The 20,744-nt window shown below is 43.7% G+C and carries 15 protein-coding genes, 3 tRNA genes and 1 rRNA gene; 5 read left to right on the top strand and 14 right to left on the bottom strand.

The window, feature by feature from the left end; genetic code table 11:
* Window positions 1–172: 172 nt before the first annotated feature.
* From C9I89_RS09865 to C9I89_RS09840, 6 genes are all read right to left on the bottom strand, one after another.
* Window positions 173–1,246 carry a hypothetical protein gene (locus C9I89_RS09865; RefSeq protein ID WP_107283190.1) on the bottom strand — a complete coding sequence of 358 codons (1,074 nt, stop codon included), beginning with the start codon at window positions 1,244–1,246 and terminating at the stop codon, window positions 173–175.
* Window positions 1,236–5,384, bottom strand: a complete 4,149-nt coding sequence (locus tag C9I89_RS09860) for a LysM peptidoglycan-binding domain-containing protein (protein WP_170107676.1) — start codon at window positions 5,382–5,384, stop codon at window positions 1,236–1,238. Before C9I89_RS09860 ends, C9I89_RS09865 begins: the two co-directional genes overlap by 11 nt.
* Window positions 5,374–6,267 carry a DUF4123 domain-containing protein gene (locus C9I89_RS09855; protein ID WP_107283188.1) on the bottom strand — a complete coding sequence of 298 codons (894 nt, stop codon included), beginning with the start codon at window positions 6,265–6,267 and terminating at the stop codon, window positions 5,374–5,376. Before C9I89_RS09855 ends, C9I89_RS09860 begins: the two co-directional genes overlap by 11 nt.
* On the bottom strand, window positions 6,240–8,324 hold the full coding sequence (gene tssI / locus C9I89_RS09850) for a type VI secretion system tip protein TssI/VgrG (RefSeq protein ID WP_107283187.1): 2,085 nt from the start codon (window positions 8,322–8,324) through the stop codon (window positions 6,240–6,242). The genes C9I89_RS09855 and tssI overlap by 28 nt, the downstream gene beginning before the upstream one ends.
* 185 nt (window positions 8,325–8,509) lie before the next feature.
* Complete coding sequence (locus C9I89_RS09845) at window positions 8,510–9,028, bottom strand: Hcp family type VI secretion system effector (RefSeq protein WP_107283186.1); 519 nt, start codon at window positions 9,026–9,028, stop codon at window positions 8,510–8,512.
* A 289-nt stretch (window positions 9,029–9,317) separates the two neighbouring features.
* Window positions 9,318–10,964, bottom strand: a complete 1,647-nt coding sequence (locus tag C9I89_RS09840; protein ID WP_107283185.1) for a methyl-accepting chemotaxis protein — start codon at window positions 10,962–10,964, stop codon at window positions 9,318–9,320.
* 530 nt (window positions 10,965–11,494) lie between these two features.
* Here C9I89_RS09840 and C9I89_RS09835 point away from each other — a divergent pair.
* From C9I89_RS09835 to C9I89_RS22505, 3 genes are all read left to right on the top strand, one after another.
* Window positions 11,495–13,432: a RecQ family ATP-dependent DNA helicase gene (locus tag C9I89_RS09835; protein WP_107283184.1), complete on the top strand. Its 1,938-nt coding sequence runs from the start codon at window positions 11,495–11,497 to the stop codon at window positions 13,430–13,432.
* Window positions 13,433–13,638: 206 nt separating this feature from the next.
* The gene (locus tag C9I89_RS09830; protein ID WP_107283183.1) at window positions 13,639–13,938 is read left to right on the top strand and encodes a DUF406 family protein; all 300 of its coding nucleotides are present in this window, start codon (window positions 13,639–13,641) and stop codon (window positions 13,936–13,938) included.
* Window positions 13,939–14,245: 307 nt separating this feature from the next.
* Entirely contained in the window at window positions 14,246–14,413 is a 168-nt protein-coding gene (locus C9I89_RS22505; protein ID WP_170107675.1) for a hypothetical protein, read from the top strand.
* A 152-nt stretch (window positions 14,414–14,565) separates the two neighbouring features.
* Here C9I89_RS22505 and C9I89_RS09820 read toward each other — a convergent pair whose 3' ends face one another.
* The 4 genes from C9I89_RS09820 to C9I89_RS09805 all read right to left on the bottom strand — a co-directional run bounded on the left by C9I89_RS09820 (window position 14,566) and on the right by C9I89_RS09805 (window position 16,994).
* The gene (locus C9I89_RS09820; RefSeq protein WP_107283181.1) at window positions 14,566–14,853 is read right to left on the bottom strand and encodes a DUF1496 domain-containing protein; all 288 of its coding nucleotides are present in this window, start codon (window positions 14,851–14,853) and stop codon (window positions 14,566–14,568) included.
* A 253-nt stretch (window positions 14,854–15,106) separates the two neighbouring features.
* Window positions 15,107–15,910 (bottom strand): DUF2955 domain-containing protein, encoded by an 804-nt coding sequence (locus tag C9I89_RS09815; protein WP_245905462.1) that lies wholly within the window; start codon window positions 15,908–15,910, stop codon window positions 15,107–15,109.
* 109 nt (window positions 15,911–16,019) lie between these two features.
* Window positions 16,020–16,733 (bottom strand): HlyD family secretion protein, encoded by a 714-nt coding sequence (locus tag C9I89_RS09810; RefSeq protein WP_245905461.1) that lies wholly within the window; start codon window positions 16,731–16,733, stop codon window positions 16,020–16,022.
* Window positions 16,734–16,903: 170 nt separating this feature from the next.
* Window positions 16,904–16,994, bottom strand: a tRNA-Ser gene (locus tag C9I89_RS09805).
* Between the two features lie 418 nt (window positions 16,995–17,412).
* Here C9I89_RS09805 and C9I89_RS09800 point away from each other — a divergent pair.
* Window positions 17,413–17,610: a hypothetical protein gene (locus C9I89_RS09800; RefSeq protein WP_107283179.1), complete on the top strand. Its 198-nt coding sequence runs from the start codon at window positions 17,413–17,415 to the stop codon at window positions 17,608–17,610.
* 82 nt (window positions 17,611–17,692) lie between these two features.
* On the opposite strand, the gene C9I89_RS09795 is transcribed toward C9I89_RS09800, so the two are convergent.
* Window positions 17,693–19,171 carry a sensor domain-containing diguanylate cyclase gene (locus tag C9I89_RS09795; RefSeq protein WP_107283178.1) on the bottom strand — a complete coding sequence of 493 codons (1,479 nt, stop codon included), beginning with the start codon at window positions 19,169–19,171 and terminating at the stop codon, window positions 17,693–17,695.
* Between the two features lie 130 nt (window positions 19,172–19,301).
* Here C9I89_RS09795 and C9I89_RS09790 point away from each other — a divergent pair, with 130 nt between their 5' ends.
* Complete coding sequence (locus C9I89_RS09790; RefSeq protein ID WP_107283177.1) at window positions 19,302–20,153, top strand: hypothetical protein; 852 nt, start codon at window positions 19,302–19,304, stop codon at window positions 20,151–20,153.
* A 139-nt stretch (window positions 20,154–20,292) separates the two neighbouring features.
* Here C9I89_RS09790 and C9I89_RS09785 read toward each other — a convergent pair.
* The 3 genes from C9I89_RS09785 to C9I89_RS09775 form a co-directional block, all read right to left on the bottom strand.
* Window positions 20,293–20,368 (bottom strand) — tRNA-Ala (locus C9I89_RS09785).
* A 42-nt stretch (window positions 20,369–20,410) separates the two neighbouring features.
* Window positions 20,411–20,486, bottom strand: a tRNA-Glu gene (locus C9I89_RS09780).
* A 177-nt stretch (window positions 20,487–20,663) separates the two neighbouring features.
* Window positions 20,664–20,744, bottom strand: a 16S ribosomal RNA gene (locus C9I89_RS09775); the annotation flags it as partial.

Genomic DNA, 20,744 nt, shown 5'->3' with positions numbered 1-20,744 from the left:
TAGACTCGGCTGAACATACTTAAATTCTCTGGTTGTCGTTATGCCTACATAGGCTTTTTCATTGGGTTGCCAAACCTCATCACTAAATTCAATGTATCTTTCCGCCAACGTGAACTTGATATTAAGCTTATTCTGCTTATTCTGCTTATTCTGCTTATTCTGCTTATTCTGCTTATTCTGCTTGTTGCTGCTCCGCTTCATAGGCTGCTTGCATTTCATAGAACTCGCGTTTGCGTTGTTCATAAATGTGTTCAGGGATATACGGGGGCACGGGTTCTTTGTTGCCACGGATCATGGCGCAAAAGTCACTTTCCATCTGAATCAGTGGATTATTCTTTTTTCTACCTTCCATATCATGAAGGTAGTCCCAGAAGGTCGATTCATCATTGGCTGCATATAAATCATGCCAGTAATTATCAGGGCGGCCGCGCTTGCCTGTTTGGTCATATTCCACTGTGGTGGGGTCTAAATGACGGAACGGCTCTAACTCGGGAATATCAGGCAATGGCTCTTCGATATCCATAAAGCGCAACAGCATATCCCACGCAGCATGGGCATCACGAATATTGCTGCCGGCACCATAAATTGGGAGACTGAACTTATATTGTTCACGGTAGCGATAGCGCATTTCCAGGTTAAAATTACAGGTGCCATTGGCCATCATATTTCGCTCAATAACGGGATCAAAATCAGTAAAATCAAATTCACCAAATTGAGTAACCACTTTACCGGTTTCACGGAAGAACCCCTGTCCGTTCCATTTATCTCGTTTGTAATATCTGAGATTACTCTCTTTAACTCGAATATTTAACCAGGTAAATATTCCGCAAACTATTGGTGGGTAGAAAAAAAACTCCCAAAAAGCATCTCCCCCAATGATTGAAGCTAGAAAACCGATCCAAGCACTACCAATCCAAAGCCAAGCCAAGGGGAAGCTAAAGCACCCAATAAACATTTCCGTAAACATTTTATCTGATTGTTGGCTTTTATCTTCATCCCAGCCTGTTTTAAATACCTGATGTGATAAGAACCAATAGTCAGGAAAGTCCTTTTTTTGAACTCGATATCTTTTCAGCCATCCTGCAGAGAACTGTTTTTGTCTTGGGTTTAAGTAATTATATTGGCTATACCATGCTAACTGCGAATCAATCATTACATGCTCTAACACGCCCATATCAATAGGTTGTGATACCAGCGGGCATTTCTGTTTGGTGTAGGCGGTGGGTTGATAATGATTACACTGCATGACTAACCCTTTTACTGCTGTTGTTGAGTGTTACCGACAAACACGGTTGTACATACTTAAACTCTCTGGTTTTCGTTATACCCACATAGGCCTTTTCATTGGGGTGCCAAACTTCATCACTAAATTCAATGTTTCTTGCCGCCAACGTGAACTTGATATTAAGCTTATTCACTTCAGGGGAAATTGATGTTTTTTTAAGAAGATTGGTGTCGCCTCTAACATAGATTAGTTTCATCATATGACTAGATTCTGCGGTATGTTGCCAATAACTCGGAGGAATAATGAAACCATAATATTGGATTGCAGGGTTTGCAGGATCTTGCTTAACCAGTTTTGGCTTTACTTCCAGTATGGTTCGAATCGGTTGTATTACAGGCGTTTGAGGATAACCCGGGATTGTCACTTCTTCACCTAATCTGATAGTGAATTTTTGCGGCTGTGAATTTCCTTTATCAAAGCGTAATACCGGGTTAAAGGTTTTAATAATGAGCTGACAATTATGTTTTTTGAAATCACCACTGATACGATAAGCTTCTGAGGGTGAAATAATATTCGCATCACCCATAAACAAACAGTTAACTAGCTGGCTGTAGTAATTCATCCCACTTTGGCTTTCTGTGGTTGATTTTACCTCTTTAAGCCTGGGCAGAATGGATTCGTTATCTTCGAATTTCCCTTTCTCAACCTTTTCTTCTAACCGACGAATCCTCTCATCCAGATCGTTGTGCTCTACACCGAACAGGCCATATTTTATTGCCAGTGAAAACGAATCGTCACTATGGTTCGCTGCCCGCGAGGCAAACCACCATGATACAAACAAAGATCCGACTGTGATAGTTAAGTTTATTGTATTGGCTGAAATTGCCGCCTGACCTAATAAACGAATACACACTCTGTCGACAACGGGCTTCGCTAAATATGCAATACCAGAGGCTGTTGCCACGGTCGCCATTGCCCCGGCCTCGCCCAGTTTATTCCATGCTGCGTTATTGTACCCCTGGTCAAACAGAACTTTCGCATCCCAAAAAAGTAAAAGTGATGTCACCCCACCAGCAACACTTGCCAAACCTCCTCGCCAATTACGCCAGCCTGACATCCTTTTTAGTTTCTCTGGTGACCGATTAAAGTCTAATTCGAGCCGTTCATTAAGCCCTTGCAAACTCTGATTGTTAGTTAAGTTTGAGAAATAAAAACTCATTAGAAACATATCAAAACTTGCACTAAATAACCCAATAATATTTTTTGCATTCGGTTTATCTACCGATGTTTTAAATGATATACAAAAATTATTCAGCTCCAACAACCACAACCCACCCCATATTCCTCGGTATGCACCTCCAACAATACGAGCTGATGTTTGATTTACCTGCCTGCCCTTAATCTCATAGGAATAATCAGCATTTCTGGTATTGTTAAATTTTCCACCAAATTGATTTTCGATACTTGATACCGACTGCCCCTTTATACCGTCATATACATGAGCTGGTAGTTGTCGAACATCTGAAGCCATTAACCACAGCGTTTTTCCATTCGTCGCTTGCACCTTAAACGGAATAGCACCGCCTGACAGGGCTGATGGTAAATGGGCCAATTCAGAGGCAAACTTAATCGTCATTGCCTCGCCTTGAATATTCGTTATCTTTGCCAATACCCCATAAAGCGAAGGCAATACCTGAATGGATATTACTTCTAGGCCGTTGACCCCTCGCCTTACAACGCCCGATATATCAGAGCCCGTCATCTGGTTTTCTTCATCAATCACTTTAGAGGCGACGCCTATTAGCTCCTGATCAAAAATGACTAATTTAGATTTTTCCTGATAGGTATTGGCGACGGCTTGTTGTAACTGCTCGTAATTGACCTCGTAATACTCGGCCCATTTTCTTGCATCGCCCTGGCAATTCTCTTTTTGATAGGCCAAACAAGCGTAAGGATGGGAGGCCGTTTCAAAAATACGTTTAATTGCCCCCATCATAATTTTTTTCGGATCGGCCAATCGCGAATAATTAAATCGATTCAGTCTTGGCATGTCATGATCTGGCTCTCCCTCGACCAAACGGGGATCGACCCGGTCTAAATCAACCAGTATGGTTTCAAGCGTCTCGATAAAGTTGATATAGGGCCACGCTTTATCGGCAGTTTGAAACAGAATCGCGTCCATGTCCGTTGCGGCCAGGTGGGCACTATTGCGATCCCATAGCAAATCTGCGTATAAGCCAATTAATTTATAGAGTTCTCTTCGTGCCTGCGCCCGTTCTTCACGCTTTACTATCCGGCAAAACAGGCTGCCGGTAGACTGAACCAGTCTTGCATCCCAGAAGCTGTCTAAGTAGAGCGGGTTGACATTACCATTCGGGGTTTGTTTGCTAAAACAATTAAAGTGGATCAGCTCTGCGGCAGCGCCATAATTGTGATACTTCACACTTTCTGACAGTAACTGAAGCAGCTGAATATTGGCATTGACCTGGTTGAGCAATTTATCGGCAACAAACCGCTGATCTTTTAATACAATTCCCACCAGATTTTTGCCTCTTAGCGGTGAGAAACAATCACTGCAGGCTGTAGGTGGTTCTGGAAGCTGGTAGTCTTCAAATGAAAATTCAGGCACATCTGGCGAGTTATTCAACGGCAATGGCTTTGCTCTTCTCGGGTGCATCCATTGCTGTAATAAATTTCCCCGTAAACTGGGGCAAAATACCGTTTCATGGGGATATTTATCATCTTTAAAATTGATGAGATCGCTTGGCGCTGAAAGCTGTGTATTAACATCACTGTCGTGGTATTGACGCTCTTGCTGTAGCCCAGTAACAACGTTACGCCATTGCTGGCCTGAAATATCTTCCAAATAAATACGAGATGAGCCCAGCAAGGTTTCCATTTCCGCGTCGCGAGTTCTCATTTCTGGCAGCTCATCAATGGCCAGATGCTTGGTTACAAAGCCCCATTCTTCAACAAACCGCCTGGTTTTATAATTCGCAATACCCGATTTCGTGCGAATTAATGCCGGAATCTGATCGACAGCCCGCGAAATTTTCGACCATTGCTCGCAACGCTCCTTTCGCAAATAATCGCTTTTCTCCAGCGTTTGTACGTGCTTCCAAGGCCATGGGAATTGGGAGAACGCCATTTCAACGTTTGCGATTCGGTTATTTAAATAAAGCGGGATCTGGATGTGTTGTTGCGCTGCCCCCGCGTACTCTCGTTTATCTGGCACTGTGTCCATCAGACGGTAGCTTGCCGCGTCACTATCGGTAAAAATCGGTGTTTTATCCGGCTCTGCCGTCACTTTTAACTCTCTATAGAGTCGCCCATTGAGGAAAATATACAGATAGCCGTTGCGGCAAGGTGCAACCGCTCTTTCATCATGATCGGTTGTCAATAAAGGCACAATACCGAGCATGACATTGTGTTGGAACTCTTTGGTCGCCTCTTTCAGTACAGAGTTACGCACTTCTTTATTATCAAGCAGTACTGCATGAATATCGCCAATTTTGTGGATCAGCTGATAGCCATCTTTTAAAGCATGATCATCAATATACGTTGTTGTCTCAACGATTGGCCCAAAGCGCCCCTGGGGTTGCTGGCAACTTTGCAATTGCTCGACTTCCTGCCCACTGGCAAACAATGCAAATTGATTAATGCCATCATCAATCCCAACACCGGTTTGCTCGACGAAGATAAACTTTTGCTGTTCTTGCTCTTCCTGCGTTCGGCACTGTGCCGCCCCCATGGATTCTAACGAATAGGGCGTTTCTAAGGCTGGCGGCAACCCCGCTTCTGCCCCATTCAGTAACTCATCTGTTTCTAATGGCAATGCCGGAGGCGTAAGGGGTAATTCATCAAGCCCGGCATCAATATTCCATTCTGATGCAAGCTCTGGCTCAATAGTATCCACACTCGGTATCGATGTGAATTCAGTTTTCTTACTGGCTTCACCCGTCGACGCAAATACCGAGTCGGCTTTTGCTGATTGAATAGGAACTGGAATGATCATTATTTTCCCAGCATGTATTCGACCGGGATCAGTAACATGAGGGTTATGGTCTAAAAATACTTTTTGACTGATGTTATGTTTTCTGGTCAGCCCTGAAACGGTATCACCCTTTTCAACCAAATATGGGATTAATTTATATTCCATGGTGATCTCCTGCTTCCAATGCTGCGAGTATTTCATCGCTCAATGCCAGTTTTTTCTTTATGGGATAATGTGAGTTTTCAAATATTGGCTGCAGTTTACGCTCACGATAAAAATCCCCACCATAGACAATGGCGATACGAAGCCAGGGATCAAATTCATTCATGTTGCTTGCGCCATAGCGTTTGGCGATTGGCAACTGGGAGTGAACCAGTTCAGAAATCAGAATATTGTCTTTCGGTATTACATTACGATAGTGATCGGATAATTGATTTGCCATCTGCTGTTCTTTGTATACCGTTATCGTTGCTAATTCTGATTGAGAGAGGCGATACTCTTTGATTAATGGCTCGGAAGACGCCGTTAATTCTGACGTCCACCACTGTTGTTGATCGTACCAATAGAGTTGTTCGGCCTGATGCCAAAAATGACGACGCTGTATTTGTTCCTGAGCCCCTAAGCAATAGGCTAAATTACGCGGATCATAAAATCGACAGACTGAACGGGCATTGCTGGGTGAGTAGATTTGAACGCGTGCCATACCCCATTTCTGTACAGATTCAAAATCAGCTGTTGAGGTTAACAAGCAGCCCGCCGGATACTGCTCTAATAGCTTGACTGCATAAGTCCAATCCTGCTCATGGCTTTGCAGTTCTATCAATACTGGCCCGGATTTTTTCACTTCGTCATCAACCTCTGGCCCAAAGAGATAATCCCACAGACAGTTGCCTGAGCTTCCCTCATAAAAGCGGCGTAGAAAATCATCAATTTGGCAAGTTTCTACAATCAGGTAAGTACAAATAGTTGGCTGATAGACAGGAACAGTGCTTAACCGCTTAATACCTTCGATTTGCATGACTAGGTCTTCTTTTTGTGTATTGGGCATGTATCTTCACCGCTACAATCACACTCTTCCTGAATAAATACGGCCCTTTTCGCCATATTCCCAAATGCAGCCAGCGACATAGACGTTGTCGCTGTTTGTGCCTGCATCGCGGTTGATGCAGCCAGTGCGGCAGCCTGACCAATCACTCTCGGCAATTGTGGCGGCTGGCCTCCGTAGCCACTCCCCCTTCCCGCGCTGCCGCCAGAATTCAGCTTGATGCCCGGGCCGACGAGCTTGATGCCGGATGGGTCGATTTTCACGAAACTGCCGCCGCCTTTCAGGGTGATTTCGGAGCCGGCTTCAATCACTGCTTTATTGCCCACTTTGATGTGGATTTCACTGCCCGCTTCGGTAAGGTGTTTGCTGCCAATTTTGGTATGCAGCGTACCTGCAGTCTCGTGGTGGTTATCTCCGCCGACCTTTTCGAACTGATTGCCGTTTACCGTGCTGTGATCATCAACTTTGATTTCCTGATAGCGGCAATCATGGACAGTAAGGTGATCGGCATTCAGTATTTCCTGGGTACGGATGTTTTGTATGGTGGTATCGAGATCTTTGGCGGCATGAAGATAGATTTGTTCGTTATTTATTTTGTCGTCAAAGCGCCATTCATTGAAGTTCTGCCCCCCGACACTGGACGATGTTTTAAAGGTGCTGCGGGTTTTATGCTCGGTCAGGGCGTAAGGCACTTGGTTTTTAGTGTTATATAACGCACCGGTGATGATGGGTTTATCGGGATCGCCATGAATAAAGCTGACGATCACTTCATGGCCGATACGCGGCAGTACAAACTGGCCGTAACCATTACCGGCCCAGCCTTGGGCGACACGCAACCAGCAACTGGTTGTTTCATTGGCCTGTCCTTGTCTGTCCCAGTGAAACTGCACTTTTACCCGGCCATATTCATCACAATAGATTTCTTCACCATCGGGGCCGGTGACGATAGCCGTGTCGATATTATGGATCAGCGGTTTCGCTATGGGCTGCATGCGGTACGCGGCTTCCCACGGGGTGGCAATAAATTCAGCATGGTAGGAGGCAATGCCATCGGCATGCTCTTCCAGCACCTGAGGCTGAATGCCCCGGTGTTTAACCTCTGTCAGCAACCACGGTTCGTTCCATGCGTCATTAGGGTGAGCTTGTAACGGCTGGTAATAACCGCTGGTAAGCTGACAGTAATCACTGACTCCGCTAACTTGGCGTTTATCTATTCTGCCCTGTTCAAGGGTACGTGTTGCAATGCCTGTACCCTCGGCCTGTGTGGAAAATTGACCGGGGTAGCAATACCCTTCCAGCGCTTGCTCGTTGGCAATATTCGTTGCTACCGAGGCTTGGGGCTTAAAATCAGGCCGTTCAAAGGTAAAATCACGCAGCGAAGCTTTTCCGCGCCGAGTCTGATCGCGCACGGTAAATTCACTGATCACATCCTGAATTTTGGCCATTCCGCTATGGGGAGAATATGCGAGCGGCGGAAGTTCAAGAAAACCGTCCTGCCCATCGGCAATGACGATGACATGTCCGGTATCACTGTGCTCAAAATGATAATGCAGGCCGGCTTCGCTCATCAAACGTGAAATAAAGGCCATATCGCTTTCACCATACTGAACGCTGTATTCACGAGCGGTAAAGCTACCGGAAAGCCGCACCTCATACTCATGGCTAAGTATGCCGGCATCGGTGAAAATAGCGGTAATAATATCGGGCACTGAAAGGTTCTGGAAAATACGGAAGGTGGTTCGGTGCGCCAGTAGTTGCACTCGCGGGGTAACGGTTAACTGATACTGACAATGTCTGTCGGTATGAGTGAGTTTTTCCATTCCAAACACCATGCCGCAAATAAAACGCGGCATCAGCTCATTATCATGATGCATGGTTAAGCGAACGGGTAACTGGAGCCAATCTTCCAACACAAGATTCGGCTCGTCGCAGACAAAAGTCACCGAAAAAGCAAACGGCTGGCTGATCCCTTCGACGCCATTAAAAGCATACACTTTTAACGGTACATCAATTGTCGCAACTTCTAACTCAAACTTTGCCTGATTGGCATCCCTTACCATAACGTTTTCCTGATCAGAAAAAGAGAACGCTACCGCCCTCCCTGAATTTAATATCAAGGAAATATGCAATAACCGGATATACCTAAACCACCTCAAGGATCATGAGGTGGTTTGGGGGTATTTATGTTCTGAAACTCACTCAAAATGAAGGGGGAATGCTTCCCCCTTGGAAACAGATCTCAGGCTTATGCCTTCATTGCTGTACGCCAGTCATCACCACCCGATGTACCCGACACTTCATGGGTCCAGTCAATTTTTCGGTAAGTCATGAAGACATCTTCGAGATGAGTAAAGTGGGCCTGGCCCGGATCCTGGCAGTTCGGCATTTTGGCGGTGACATCAACCACAATGGCATCGGTCAACGTTGTTGTGAAATAGTGCTCTTGCGAGCCCGTTGCCGAGGTGCGATACCATTTAATTTGTACTGTCGGCAGACGCTCACCTGAGGTTAGTGAGTTATAAATTAGCGGCGAACACTTATCGAAAACTTTGGTGATCTTTACCGGTTTGTGAACACGTTGGCCTGTTGGCTGTCCAGATTGCGGATCGCGGGGTAGCACAACCTGATGTTCAAATGCTTCAACCAGTACTTCGTCTTCGTGACCTTCCTGGAAAATATTACCTACTGAATCTTCCGTGAACGTACCTGCCGTGATTAAACCTTGTTTCTCACCTTCAATACGCATATAAGCAGGAGTTGGCATAACTCATTTCCTTTTCAATATATAAATGGGATAAAACTTACTTGTAAGCAACCCGATATACAGCAAAGGTTATGCCAAAACATTAGTTCAACTTTTTCAACGACTTAACTACGGTAACTTTTTAAATCATTGAAAATCATGAAAACAGATGGAAAATCAAGAAAATACCATTGAAAACCAATCAAAGGGGCAAGAGAAGGCATATCGTCATTTCGCTCCAGGTTGAAGCTAGACGGAAAAAAGCCAGAGCAATGAATACTCTGGCTTATTCGGTTATTCAACTGTCTAGCTAGACTTTGAACTGACCGATGAGCCGATCTAGCTGCTCGCACTGATCTGCCAATATTTCAAAGGCTTGTTCAGATGCTTGCACCTTACTCACGACGTCCTGACTCTTATCCGAAATTTTCCGCACATTTTGATTAATGTCTTCACTTACCTGATTCTGCTGCGTTGCCGCTGTAGCGATTTGCAGGTTCATCTCATTAATAACATTGATCGACTGGCTGATGGCATCTAGTGATTCGTTGGCACTATTGGCCTGCTCAACGGTATGTGTCCCGCTTTCTCTGCTTAATTCCATCGCTTTAACGGCATTATGCGCACCTTGCTGCAAGCTCTCAATCATTACCTGGATCTCACCGGTACTGTCTTGAGTCTTACTGGCCAGTGAGCGAACTTCATCGGCGACTACTGCAAAACCACGGCCTTGTTCACCGGCGCGTGCCGCTTCAATCGCCGCATTAAGTGCAAGCAAGTTGGTTTGATCGGCAATACCACGAATGACATCCAGAATAGATGCAATATTACCCACATCTCGCTCCAAATTACTTATCACGGCACTCGAAGTTTCAATTTCATCAGCCAGTTGATGAATCGACATAACAGTCTTGCCGAGGATCTGTTTTGCAGATTCTGACTCGTCACTGGCTGACTGACTCGCTCCTGCAGCTTCATTAGCATGAGAACTGACGTTATCACTAGTGACACTCATTTCATGCACTGCTGTCGCGACCAGAGCACTCTCTTCTTGCTGCTCAGATGCATTAAGAACGACACCTTGAGTCTCTCGTTGGATCTGCTGCGTTTCTTCGCGAACCGATGTCATCGTTACGGCCACTTCGCTGATTGTCGAATGAATTTTCGATACAAATTCATTAAAGGCAATCGCTAACTGGCCAATTTCATCTTTACTTTCAACAACTACTCGCTGGGTCAGGTCTCCTTCACCTGAAGCTATATCGTGCATAGCTAAAGACAATCGCTTCAGCGGAGCTAACACTAAACCCGACACACCCCATGTAATGATGGTAGAAATTAAAAGTGCAACCACAAACCCAACCTCTAATACCAATGTTGCAAGGCTAATTTCATTATCAATAATCAACTTCAACTCTGCGTCGGCCGTTTCTATCTGTGCACGAAGATCAAGATATATCTCACGCATCGCTGAAAATTCTTGCTGAATCAGTACTTGGTTCTCGCGGTAATATTCACTTGCGCCTTCTGGATTTTCAACTATATAACGGTAGTGACTTAGCCACTGACTATAAGTGTTTTGCAAGCGCTCAACTAAAGAATGGTTAGACGCATCAATGAAGCCTATTTCAATCAGCCGCTGTGCCGATTGAAAGCGTGATAACGTTTTAGTGCTTTCTGAATAAAACTCCTTTTGGTTATACTTCACCAGCTCCTGATTACTATCACCCGCTAAGATCACACCCTGTCCAGCCGTAATCACCTGATAGACATCCCGGTAACCTTCCTCTAGCTGTTCTAAAACAGGTCGAACCTCATCATCCTGTAACGAACCAGTACGGGTAAGATCATTAAATACTACAAGCGCCATACTTAACAGAGCAATAAAGACAGCAACAACAAGACCAATTGGAACAGCAAACTTCCAGCGAAATGCCAGATTATTAAACCACAACATAGATTTCCTTTAATTATTCTTATGACTAACAGTATTCATGACTTAAATTTTTCGTGGTTATTATCAGTGGTGACCTTACATATAAAATCAGTTTAATCTGTCAACTTAGAAGTGAAGCTTATTTTTTTAAGGCGTGAATTAATAAATGCGACAATAACGACCCATCAACTGTTTTTACTGAATATTCTTTAGATAAGAAGATTCATTAAGCTTTCGCTCGTAATTCTCTAACATCAGGTTCGGGCAGAAAATAATGTTAACATGTTGATATCTCATATTAATATTCCATCTTAAGCGTACATTTAAATCACAGAACACCAATAATATTGTTATTGTCTGAACTTTGTTTATCCACTCATATCAACATCGCAGCTTTTAACTTCGCTATTGACAACTGCAACTTTTATTTTTTTAATTACGCATCTTCTTGATGTTATATCTAAACTCCCTTGATCTCCGTCTCATCACTTACGTTCTACCAAGCAGTTCGTTATCATTGCCATTCATACTTAATGCGAGCCAGCTGACCCATGTATCAACAAACACTTAAGAATTACTTTGGTTTCGATACTTTACGTACCGGCCAAGAAGAGGTGATCACCCGGATTTTAAATGGCCAGTCGGCTGCCGCTATTTTCCCCACCGGATCGGGGAAATCTTTGTGCTATCAACTACCGGCAGTACAGCTGCCCCATTTGACCCTGGTGATCTCTCCACTGCTTGCATTAATGAAAGATCAGCTTGATTTCCTGCACAATAAGAATATTGCTGCCGCTTCCATCGATTCCAGCCAAAGCTGGGAAGAGACACAGCAAGTGATGCAAGCCATCAGAAATGGTGAAATAAAGGTCTTAATGATTTCTGTTGAGCGTTTGAAGAACGAACGCTTCCGACACTTTATTTCGCAAGTCCCAATCTCATTACTGGTGGTCGATGAAGCACACTGTATTTCAGAATGGGGACATAACTTCCGTCCCGATTACTTAAAACTGCCTGAATATCGTAAAGCTCTGAATATTCCCCAGGTCTTACTGCTTACTGCAACCGCGACACCCGCGGTTATTAAAGATATGGGCACCAAGTTCGCGATTGATGAGCAAGACATCATAATCACCGGCTTCTATCGCTCAAATCTCGATCTTAATGTTGTCGCCGCAGAAAATGATAATAAACTGCCGGCACTGTGTAACTTGCTAGGCCAGAATGGCGAACAGCCCACCATTATTTATGTCACTTTGCAGCAGACGGCAGAAACAGTAGCAGCCCAGATAAGTCAGCGAGGTTACCGGGCACAGGCTTATCATGCGGGTATGGAGACTGAAGCCAGACAGAAGATCCAGCATGATTTTATGGCGGGTAATATTAATTGCATTGTTGCCACCATTGCTTTTGGTATGGGTATTGATAAAGCGGATATACGCCAGGTTATTCACTTTGATCTGCCAAAATCGATTGAAAACTATAGTCAGGAAATTGGCCGCGCCGGACGAGATGGCCAGCCATCACAATGCACGGTTCTTGCCAATAAGGCCGGTTTGAATGTACTGGAAAACTTCATTTACGGCGATACGCCTGATTGCGATGCGATTGAATATATATTAAATGAAATTAAGGCGCTGGACAGCGCAGGCCTGCAAACACAATGGGAAGTTATGCTGCCACGCCTGTCAAAAGACAGTAACGTGCGTTTACTGCCGTTAAAAACCTTATTGGTATATTTAGAAATTCGCAAGATCATTGAGCCTCAATATACCTATTTTGCTGACTACCGCTTCAAGCTAAATCAGGATCAACAATCGATCCTTGACCAATTCCAAGGGGAACGGCGACAGTTTGTTGAGGCCATTTTCGCTTGTTCACAGAAGGCACGTACCTGGTACACGGTAGATTTCGACGCTCTGTGGAATGGCTACCAGGCCGATCGTAAACGGGTCGTCGCTGCGATCGATTATTTCAGCGAAAAGGGCTGGATCACCCTTGAAAGTAAGCAGATGACTGATGTGTACCGCGTGTTGGACCATCAGTTTGATGCCCAAGAAGAAGCCGTCAAGCTCCATAACTTATTTAAGCAAAAGGAAAACAGCGAAATTGAGCGTATCGGGAAGATGATCAGCTTCTTCGAGAATGAACAATGCCTGAGCCATGATCTCGCCAGGTATTTTGCAGATTTCAATGCTCCCGAACAGTGCGGCCACTGCTCGGTATGCCGTGGCCAGATCACGACTCTGCCACCAGCCAGTGCGTTACCGGAAATTTCTGACAACGTTATAAAAGCATGGTGCGATCCATTTATTGCAGCTTGTGGTTCAGTGCCTTCCCCCGAGGCGATCACACGCTTCTTAAACGGCATGACGTCACCATTGAATACCAAAGTAAAGGCGCGGCAGATGAGTGGATTCGCCCAACTAGAAGCTTATCCGTTCAGAAGTACCTTGGCACTGGTTTCTAAGGTGTATGCAATTAATTAATATCAACCAGGCCACACTCTCGCACCTTGAAAGCAATTCGATCAGGTTGATAGCTCGCAGGCAATTTGATCACCACTGGTGATATGCTGCGTTGCTATCAACATCCTGACCTTACTTTTCATCATTAATGAATAGCGATCCTCGTCACAACGTTTTAGAATGAGCTCATAAAACCTAAGCTCATAAAGTCAGTGAGGATTAAAGTCATGACAAACGAAGAACAAGAATTTCAAACCTGCGAAGCTTGCGGTGTTTCTGCAGAGATGGGCTTTATCATCAAAGAAGGTGACGACGTTGCTGAAGTCAACGTTTTTGCCAATGGTAAAAGTGCCTTGGAAGCGGAGCTGAACAACTACCTCGCACTGGCTAAAGAAGTTAATGCCAACTTCACACACGAAGTAACTGAATTATCTGAGACCAGCCAGGAGCTGACTGCACGCATTCAGTTTGAATGCAGTGCTGAAAAGCTGATTTTCGAGCTTAAGAGCCGATCTCTAGCTAAGTAATTAATTATTAATTCTCGATTTTACAAAAAGCCGATTCCTAAAAAGGATCGGCTTTTTTTGTCTAAAGCGACTATAGTTAATAACAGCCTATTTAGGTTGGCTCTAATGCGCTTTATGCTCTAAGTCATTGACTGTGCAACTCAGTTGCATCACCCGTCATTTTTGACTGGTATACGGATCAAATTTTTATGCTTAATGCGCATTTTGTTCTGGTAAATTCCTACGGTTTATATGAGAATAGACACACAATATGAACCATGAAGCACATGACTACTGTTTAATGTCATTGATAAAAGGGACAATTTCGATGAGAAACGATAATAAAGCTAAAGTGATTTCAAGCTGGAAACCAAGCAACCCGCGTGAAGCTGCTGCCATGAAAGAATTGCTCATGACTGAAATGGGTGTCGTTACTCCTCACCATGAAGGTGGTACTGGTAAACTAGCACCAAATTCGGGCCGAGTAATCCGTTAAACTGTCACATCCCCTCTTGTTGGGCGATCTATGCAGTGTTTGTATATTTTGTTGTTTCATTAACGGTATAACAGAATATACAAACACTGCATTTTTTTGACGTCATTTAGAACGAAGATAATATTGTCTTTTTATTCAGACAATTATTCTCCTTATTTCTCCAGCTTATTTATTTCCTTCCAATGAAGTTTTCCATTTGTTTCAAAACTGTTCTCCGGTAGGCACTTAAGAGCAATACTCTTAATAACTATCACCGCACCTGAAGAATATTCTTTTCCGTCATACAAGCAGGCGCGCCCGATAAGCATTTTATTTTCTACTGATATTTCTTGATTTTGATTCGTGCCAACCACTTTTGATTCTGTCATAAAACTCATTAGCAATACCACAAGGCCCACAACAGCTCTAACCGATTTATGCCCCAAAGTTGCTTTAATCATTCTAGCCACTCACACTTTATCAACGATTTCACTAATTAAGACCATATTATTTCACCCAACTGTTCAATAACAACAGCAGTAATCTAATAGTAGATTATCCTTTATTTGCCATATCATCATCATTTATATCAATAACTGTCATTTCCGTCCCAAAAAAAACACACTCAGACCTTCAGTAACCTGGTTAGCATTTCAATGCCATTAGATTGAAGTAAATGTAAAGAAATCATATCAACTACGAAGTTACATGGTCCTAATCACTCTCTTTCTTCCATGATTCCAACAGGTACGAGACAAACACCATATACGCACTGGCCAGCAAAATTTGTCCGATCCGAATATAAAAGCTGACCTCAATAAGTTTACTGTCAGAGGTGACACCAGAACCAAGCACGACAAGCAGAGCAGACATTACCCCGGCCGAAATCGGCGCTTTTTCTGGCTGCCGGTATATTTTTGTGCTAATCACACACCCAATCAAAGCAATTAATGCCAGCAGGAATGTAAAGGTCGGAACCATCACCAGACATTCATAAAAAAGAATCGCCAGCAATCCCCCTAAGCCATTGGTCAACAGCAAGAACATGCTAGTCTTGACACTTTTCTGTCCCGTTGTCTGAAGCGATAAAATGCCGATAATCACCATAATTAACAGCGCACCGGTAATCTGAAGGTAATAGACAAAAATGATCACCGGGAAAGCAATAACCAATGCTTGCATCGCCTCATGCGCCCACTGTTCCGGTGATAATATCTCTATTGGTTGTCTATTCGAAACGGGTTCAAGATCCGGTAACAGTAAATGTAGCAGAGCAAATAGCCCAACCGCCACCACACCAGACACAACTAACCCGACAGCGATATAAACGGCCAAGCCTGAAGCGATAATCCCCATATATGGCAATAACATAACCGCGACCATCAATATGGTGGCGAAGAAGTTCCATTGCGGATCCATAAACAGATAGTACGCAATGAACATCAGTAAACCGACTAGCAACAAGAGTATTAACGGATAGTGAGTCCCCCCCATACTGACACTCAAAACAATCAACACGGTTAATACCATGGCCAATATCAGTTCATAGATGGTATGAGCTGTGTTTTTTTATGATCTACCAAAAATTTAGTCAGAAACAGCGGCGTTATAAACGATAAGCCCCAGCCTATACCAAATGCCAGTGCACATACAGTAACCAGCCCCAATCCATACTGGCCACCTTACCTTTGAATACCCTCCCAGGGGCGTAATCTAGAGCGATCTCGCCCCGATCACCAACCTTCATATTGCCGATGCTGTTTTTTCTGAAGTAAGCATCAATCCAGTCATCTTCGCCAGAAACAAATGTCAGTAATGGCTGCCCTGCATGGGCATAAAATCCTTCATCTAGCCGGAAGTTTGTCACCCCGCCAAGGGCTGGGGCACGTATCACCGTCCGCTCCAGGTCCATTTGGGCTTTCTGTAATTTGAGCAAAGCCGATTTCACTTCACTATTTTCATTGCCCGTCGAACCCAGCTGTTTTCTGGCTTGCTGCAAACCGGCTTCGGCATTTTCCACTTGGGCTTTTGCATTCGTTAAAGATGCGCGGGTTTTATCTGCTTCTGCTTGCAGTACTATGCCTTTTTTCGCCATAGCCAAAATACGGATCGCTTGGGTTTTGACATGCGCCTGATTCGCTAGTGCATTCGTCAGTTTCGCCTGTGCCGATGAAACCGATGCCGTTTGTACGCCGACATTCTTCCCCGCTTTTACCAGCCCTTGGTTGGCTTCTTGCTCCGCCAGTTCATAATCAGCCGGATCGATTTTAACCACCACACTACCCGGTTCGACAATTTCATTAGGTTCGACTGCGACTTCAACCAGACGGCCTGAGACCAAGGGGGTTATCGGGATCAGATAAGCTTAGCCACAGAATTCAGACTGGGTTGGCGTAAAAATAATAATGACGAGTCTTTCGCAAAATTGCCAAAGAGTTTCATGCAATAGAAATAGATTGTGTTTCAGCAAATACGAAAAAGCCCCAGCATTTCTGCTGGGGCTTCGGAATTTGGCGGAGAGATAGGGATTTGAACCCTAGATACGCTATAAACGTATGCCGGTTTTCAAGACCGGTGCTTTCAACCACTCAGCCATCTCTCCAATGCGGCGAATAATACAGAGCAATGAGGTGGCTGTAAAGCCCTGAAATACCAACCGTTCACAGTTTAAACAAATCACACACATTTAATGCCAATGGTTTAAAAAGCAAACAATGACAACAACTTAAACTCATAACACACAACAATTAAAAGAAAGATAAATGAACAAACAAACGAGGCATTGGTGCGGGTGTGAGCATCAACGGTAAGACCTGTGAAAAATTGATCTCAACACGCTGTTTTTAGCTGGGCTGGAATAAACCAAGATACGCCTAAAGATGCCTCTGTCACAGCTTAATTTAGTGATAGTTTCATAATTTAGGATTGGCTCACAAACTGACACTTATCCGCTTAACTCTTAGATTTTCATTTGGTAAAGATAAGTGGATCTCGACGCAGGGTTTCTATAGGAGGTAATTGTGTCTATCAACTCTATGGACCACACAGAAATTGCTGATGTTTCTTCTAAGTGGGATTACAAAGATGAAGCCGCTTCAAGCATTGCAGGCAACAAAAAGCAGCAGGCTGAAGCGAGAAGACGTATTGAAATGCTACGGGATATCCGTGAAAGCGGGTTAACTATCGAGGAAGCAAAAGAACTGGGATTAATCCACTAATTTTTTATGTCTATTACCTCTCAGGTAAACAGCTAAAGCGCTCTATTGGCGCTTTAGTTATGTCACTTACCAGATGATAAATCTACGCCTCTGTCTGTATTTCAATGGCAGATTTTTTTAACCCAGGAGAGTATATCGACGTCTGATTTCGACCATGATGCTTTGAGTAATACATCGCAACATCACTATCGGCAAATAACACTTGCATGTTTGATGAAACAGAACCATATTCTGCGATGCCGAGACTGATCGTAACCTGAAAATCAGTATCTGAATGACAAAACACCTGCTCAGCAACATTTTTTCGTAATCGTTCTGCTACTGTTTTTGCCCCGGTACTGTCTGTGTCAGGCATCAGAATACAGAATTCTTCCCCGCCGACTCGTGCCAGTAAGTCACTTTTTCTACAAATTTTCCGCATCATTGCAGCCAATGCGCAAATGACATTATCTCCTTCACTATGACCAAAGGTATCGTTGATCTTTTTGAAATAATCAATATCCAGCATAACCATTGAAAGCGGACTTTTATCACGTTTGGCCTTGGCAAGTAACATTCCTGACGCTTCTGAAAAATAAAGGCGATTAGGTAATTTCGTTAGAGGGTCTAACATTGCCAGCTGAGCCAGTTCTTTCTGCGTCTTAAATAACAAGATAGTAAGAAATAAAACCAAACCTATCCAACTAACCGCTACTAATAAAACATAATCAAATTTTCTGAACCAAGTTCCTAACAGCGCCTCTTTTTCAATTCCGGCAACAGCCAGTAAATTGAGATGAGGAATTTTCTTATAGGCCGTCATCATGACATTCGATGTCGATGGCAGGGTAATTTCTAACAGCCCTTTAGGCTCCCCCTCGTTCCACAGTGCTTTTCCTTGATCCTCTTTACTTAATGCCTCGACCATCTTGGCAGGGTATCCCACAGCCAGTTTTCCGTTAGCAGACAACAACAAAATTTCATTGAAGCCTGGTAACTCAAACGTAAACAGATGTTCGTAGAGCTTTTCGATATCAATATAAGCCACCAATATATTGCTTAAAGGATTGTCTGCTGTTCCTGTCCGTCGACTCAGAGCAATAAAATGAATATCGGGATCAAAGTCAGAAACAGCAGGCCCACTAATGAAATATGGAATATAGCTCCCATGTAGGTGGATCTGAATATAATCATGATTTAATACGTTGGGAAATGAACGATCTGAGGAAGAAGATACAACGTTTCCATCGGTATCAATTAAAAATAACTCCGCCAACTCCGGAAGCCGTTGCTTGTACTCAAAGAAGATTTCATGAGCTTGTGCGGGTTTAAGCTCAATCAGTTTATTTATACCTTCCAGGCTTTCAAATACTTTTTCAAAAGATTTTTCGGTCTGTTTAGCCACCATTTCTGCAACAAATTCTGCCCTGCGATAGGCTTTGTCCAGTATCGTTGATTGCTCTGACCAGACAAAATAGAACATCATCGCTAGTACAGTTGTTGCTACCAGAAAACACAATACGAGTAGAAGATAGCGAATATTATTGCGAGTCCGGTAACTCACCATTGCTTCTACTCCCATATTAACAACCTTAATAATAAAAATTATCGTCTGCAAAAGGTATAACTGCAAAACTTCTTTCTACAACAAAGTATGATAAGCCTCTTATACTAATTAATATTTAGTTTAGCTCAGGTTGAGGGAGCAACGTATGCGAGAACACGTACCTTATCGATCTTCATTAATGGTATTATCCATACTTCTCATCGCAGGTTGCAGCTCAATACCCAATATCTTTAAGCCCGCCAAATATAGCCTCCTCTCTTCAACAAAAAATTTTATTGCGATGAACAATATTCGTAGCAACGGCACTATTGTTGATAAAAGCGATTTTTATCCGAAGCGAGCTTTCGCTTTCAGTTATCGTTACTGCGCTAGGAACCCAGTAGAAGCAAAGCAAGATATACTTGAGTATCAATTACTTGCAAAAAATGTTTGTGATAATAACAAAGGTCAGTTAATTCATCAGGAAAATGGTACATGGTGTGTTTCCAGCGTCAATAGTGCAGAAGAACGCCCCCTTTTTTACGCGCGCATTTCCAGTACTGAATTGTGGGCTGAGCTCTGTCCCGACGGACCGTTTGTAACCTTAAAGGTTATTGAGAATACCTATGCCTCGGCTGGGAAATGGTATAACGCAGCACTGGTGCTAGGTTACCAACCGTATTACCAATATCGCAAAATCATTTCAATCAACACGGTTGACGGTCAGTTATATCAAATGCCCAAAGAGCCTGTCGTGAACGAATTATGGACAGAAGAAAGCCAGTTTATCTATACCAGTATCGGTCAGGTCGTTTGTCTTTTTGAACAACTTGAAGGGCCAGCCCTTGGATATACCTACCGTGGAACAGTAGACAGCGTCAGTAACGACAAGGTTAAAGTGCTAGTCACCACCAAACTAAGGGGAGATCTCCGAACAGCGCCGATTTCAGAACCGCTTGAGTGGCACAAGGAAGCCTATATTACCGCACCGGCTAATGCCTGGTTTGTGTGTGGATAAACCTGATCTATTAATTTTACAGAGTGCTATAAACAAAAAAAGAACCACTTTTTAAACACACTTATTTCTTCTTTATAAAGAAATATGTTTAAAAACTGATTCAATTTGGATTTATTTATTACGAAGAGCAGTATGAAATTGGTGGAGCTATGCGGGATCGAACCGCAGACCTCTTCGCTGCCAGCGAAGCGCTCTCCCAGCTGAGCTATAGCCCCAATTTAATTTCTCTTTTTACCACTTAACCTAATAAAAGAAAGTGGCGTCCCGTAGGGGAGTCGAACCCCTGTTACCGCCGTGAAAGGGCGGTGTCCTAGGCCTCTAGACGAACGGGACTAAGGTTTTAGGTGCAAGAGCCTAGAAACGAGTTTCTAGTCCTGTTACCTGCCAATGTGTTGGGCACATTGGTGTGAGTAGTGATGTTCTAGTTACTAGAATCTCTCTACTCGATACTCTTCTACATTTCGACCAGGCAATCTGTGTGGACACTGCATAAAACAAACAGTCTTTAGGTAAGGAGGTGATCCAGCCCCAGGTTCCCCTAGGGCTACCTTGTTACGACTTCACCCCAGTCATGAACCACACCGTGGTAAA

Origin of the sequence: Photobacterium lipolyticum (assembly GCF_003026475.1) — a bacterium.
GTDB classification, from domain to species: Bacteria; Pseudomonadota; Gammaproteobacteria; order Enterobacterales; family Vibrionaceae; genus Photobacterium; species Photobacterium lipolyticum.
Note: the sequence above shows the minus strand (reverse complement) of the source record. Positions and strands in the feature narration are given on the sequence as shown.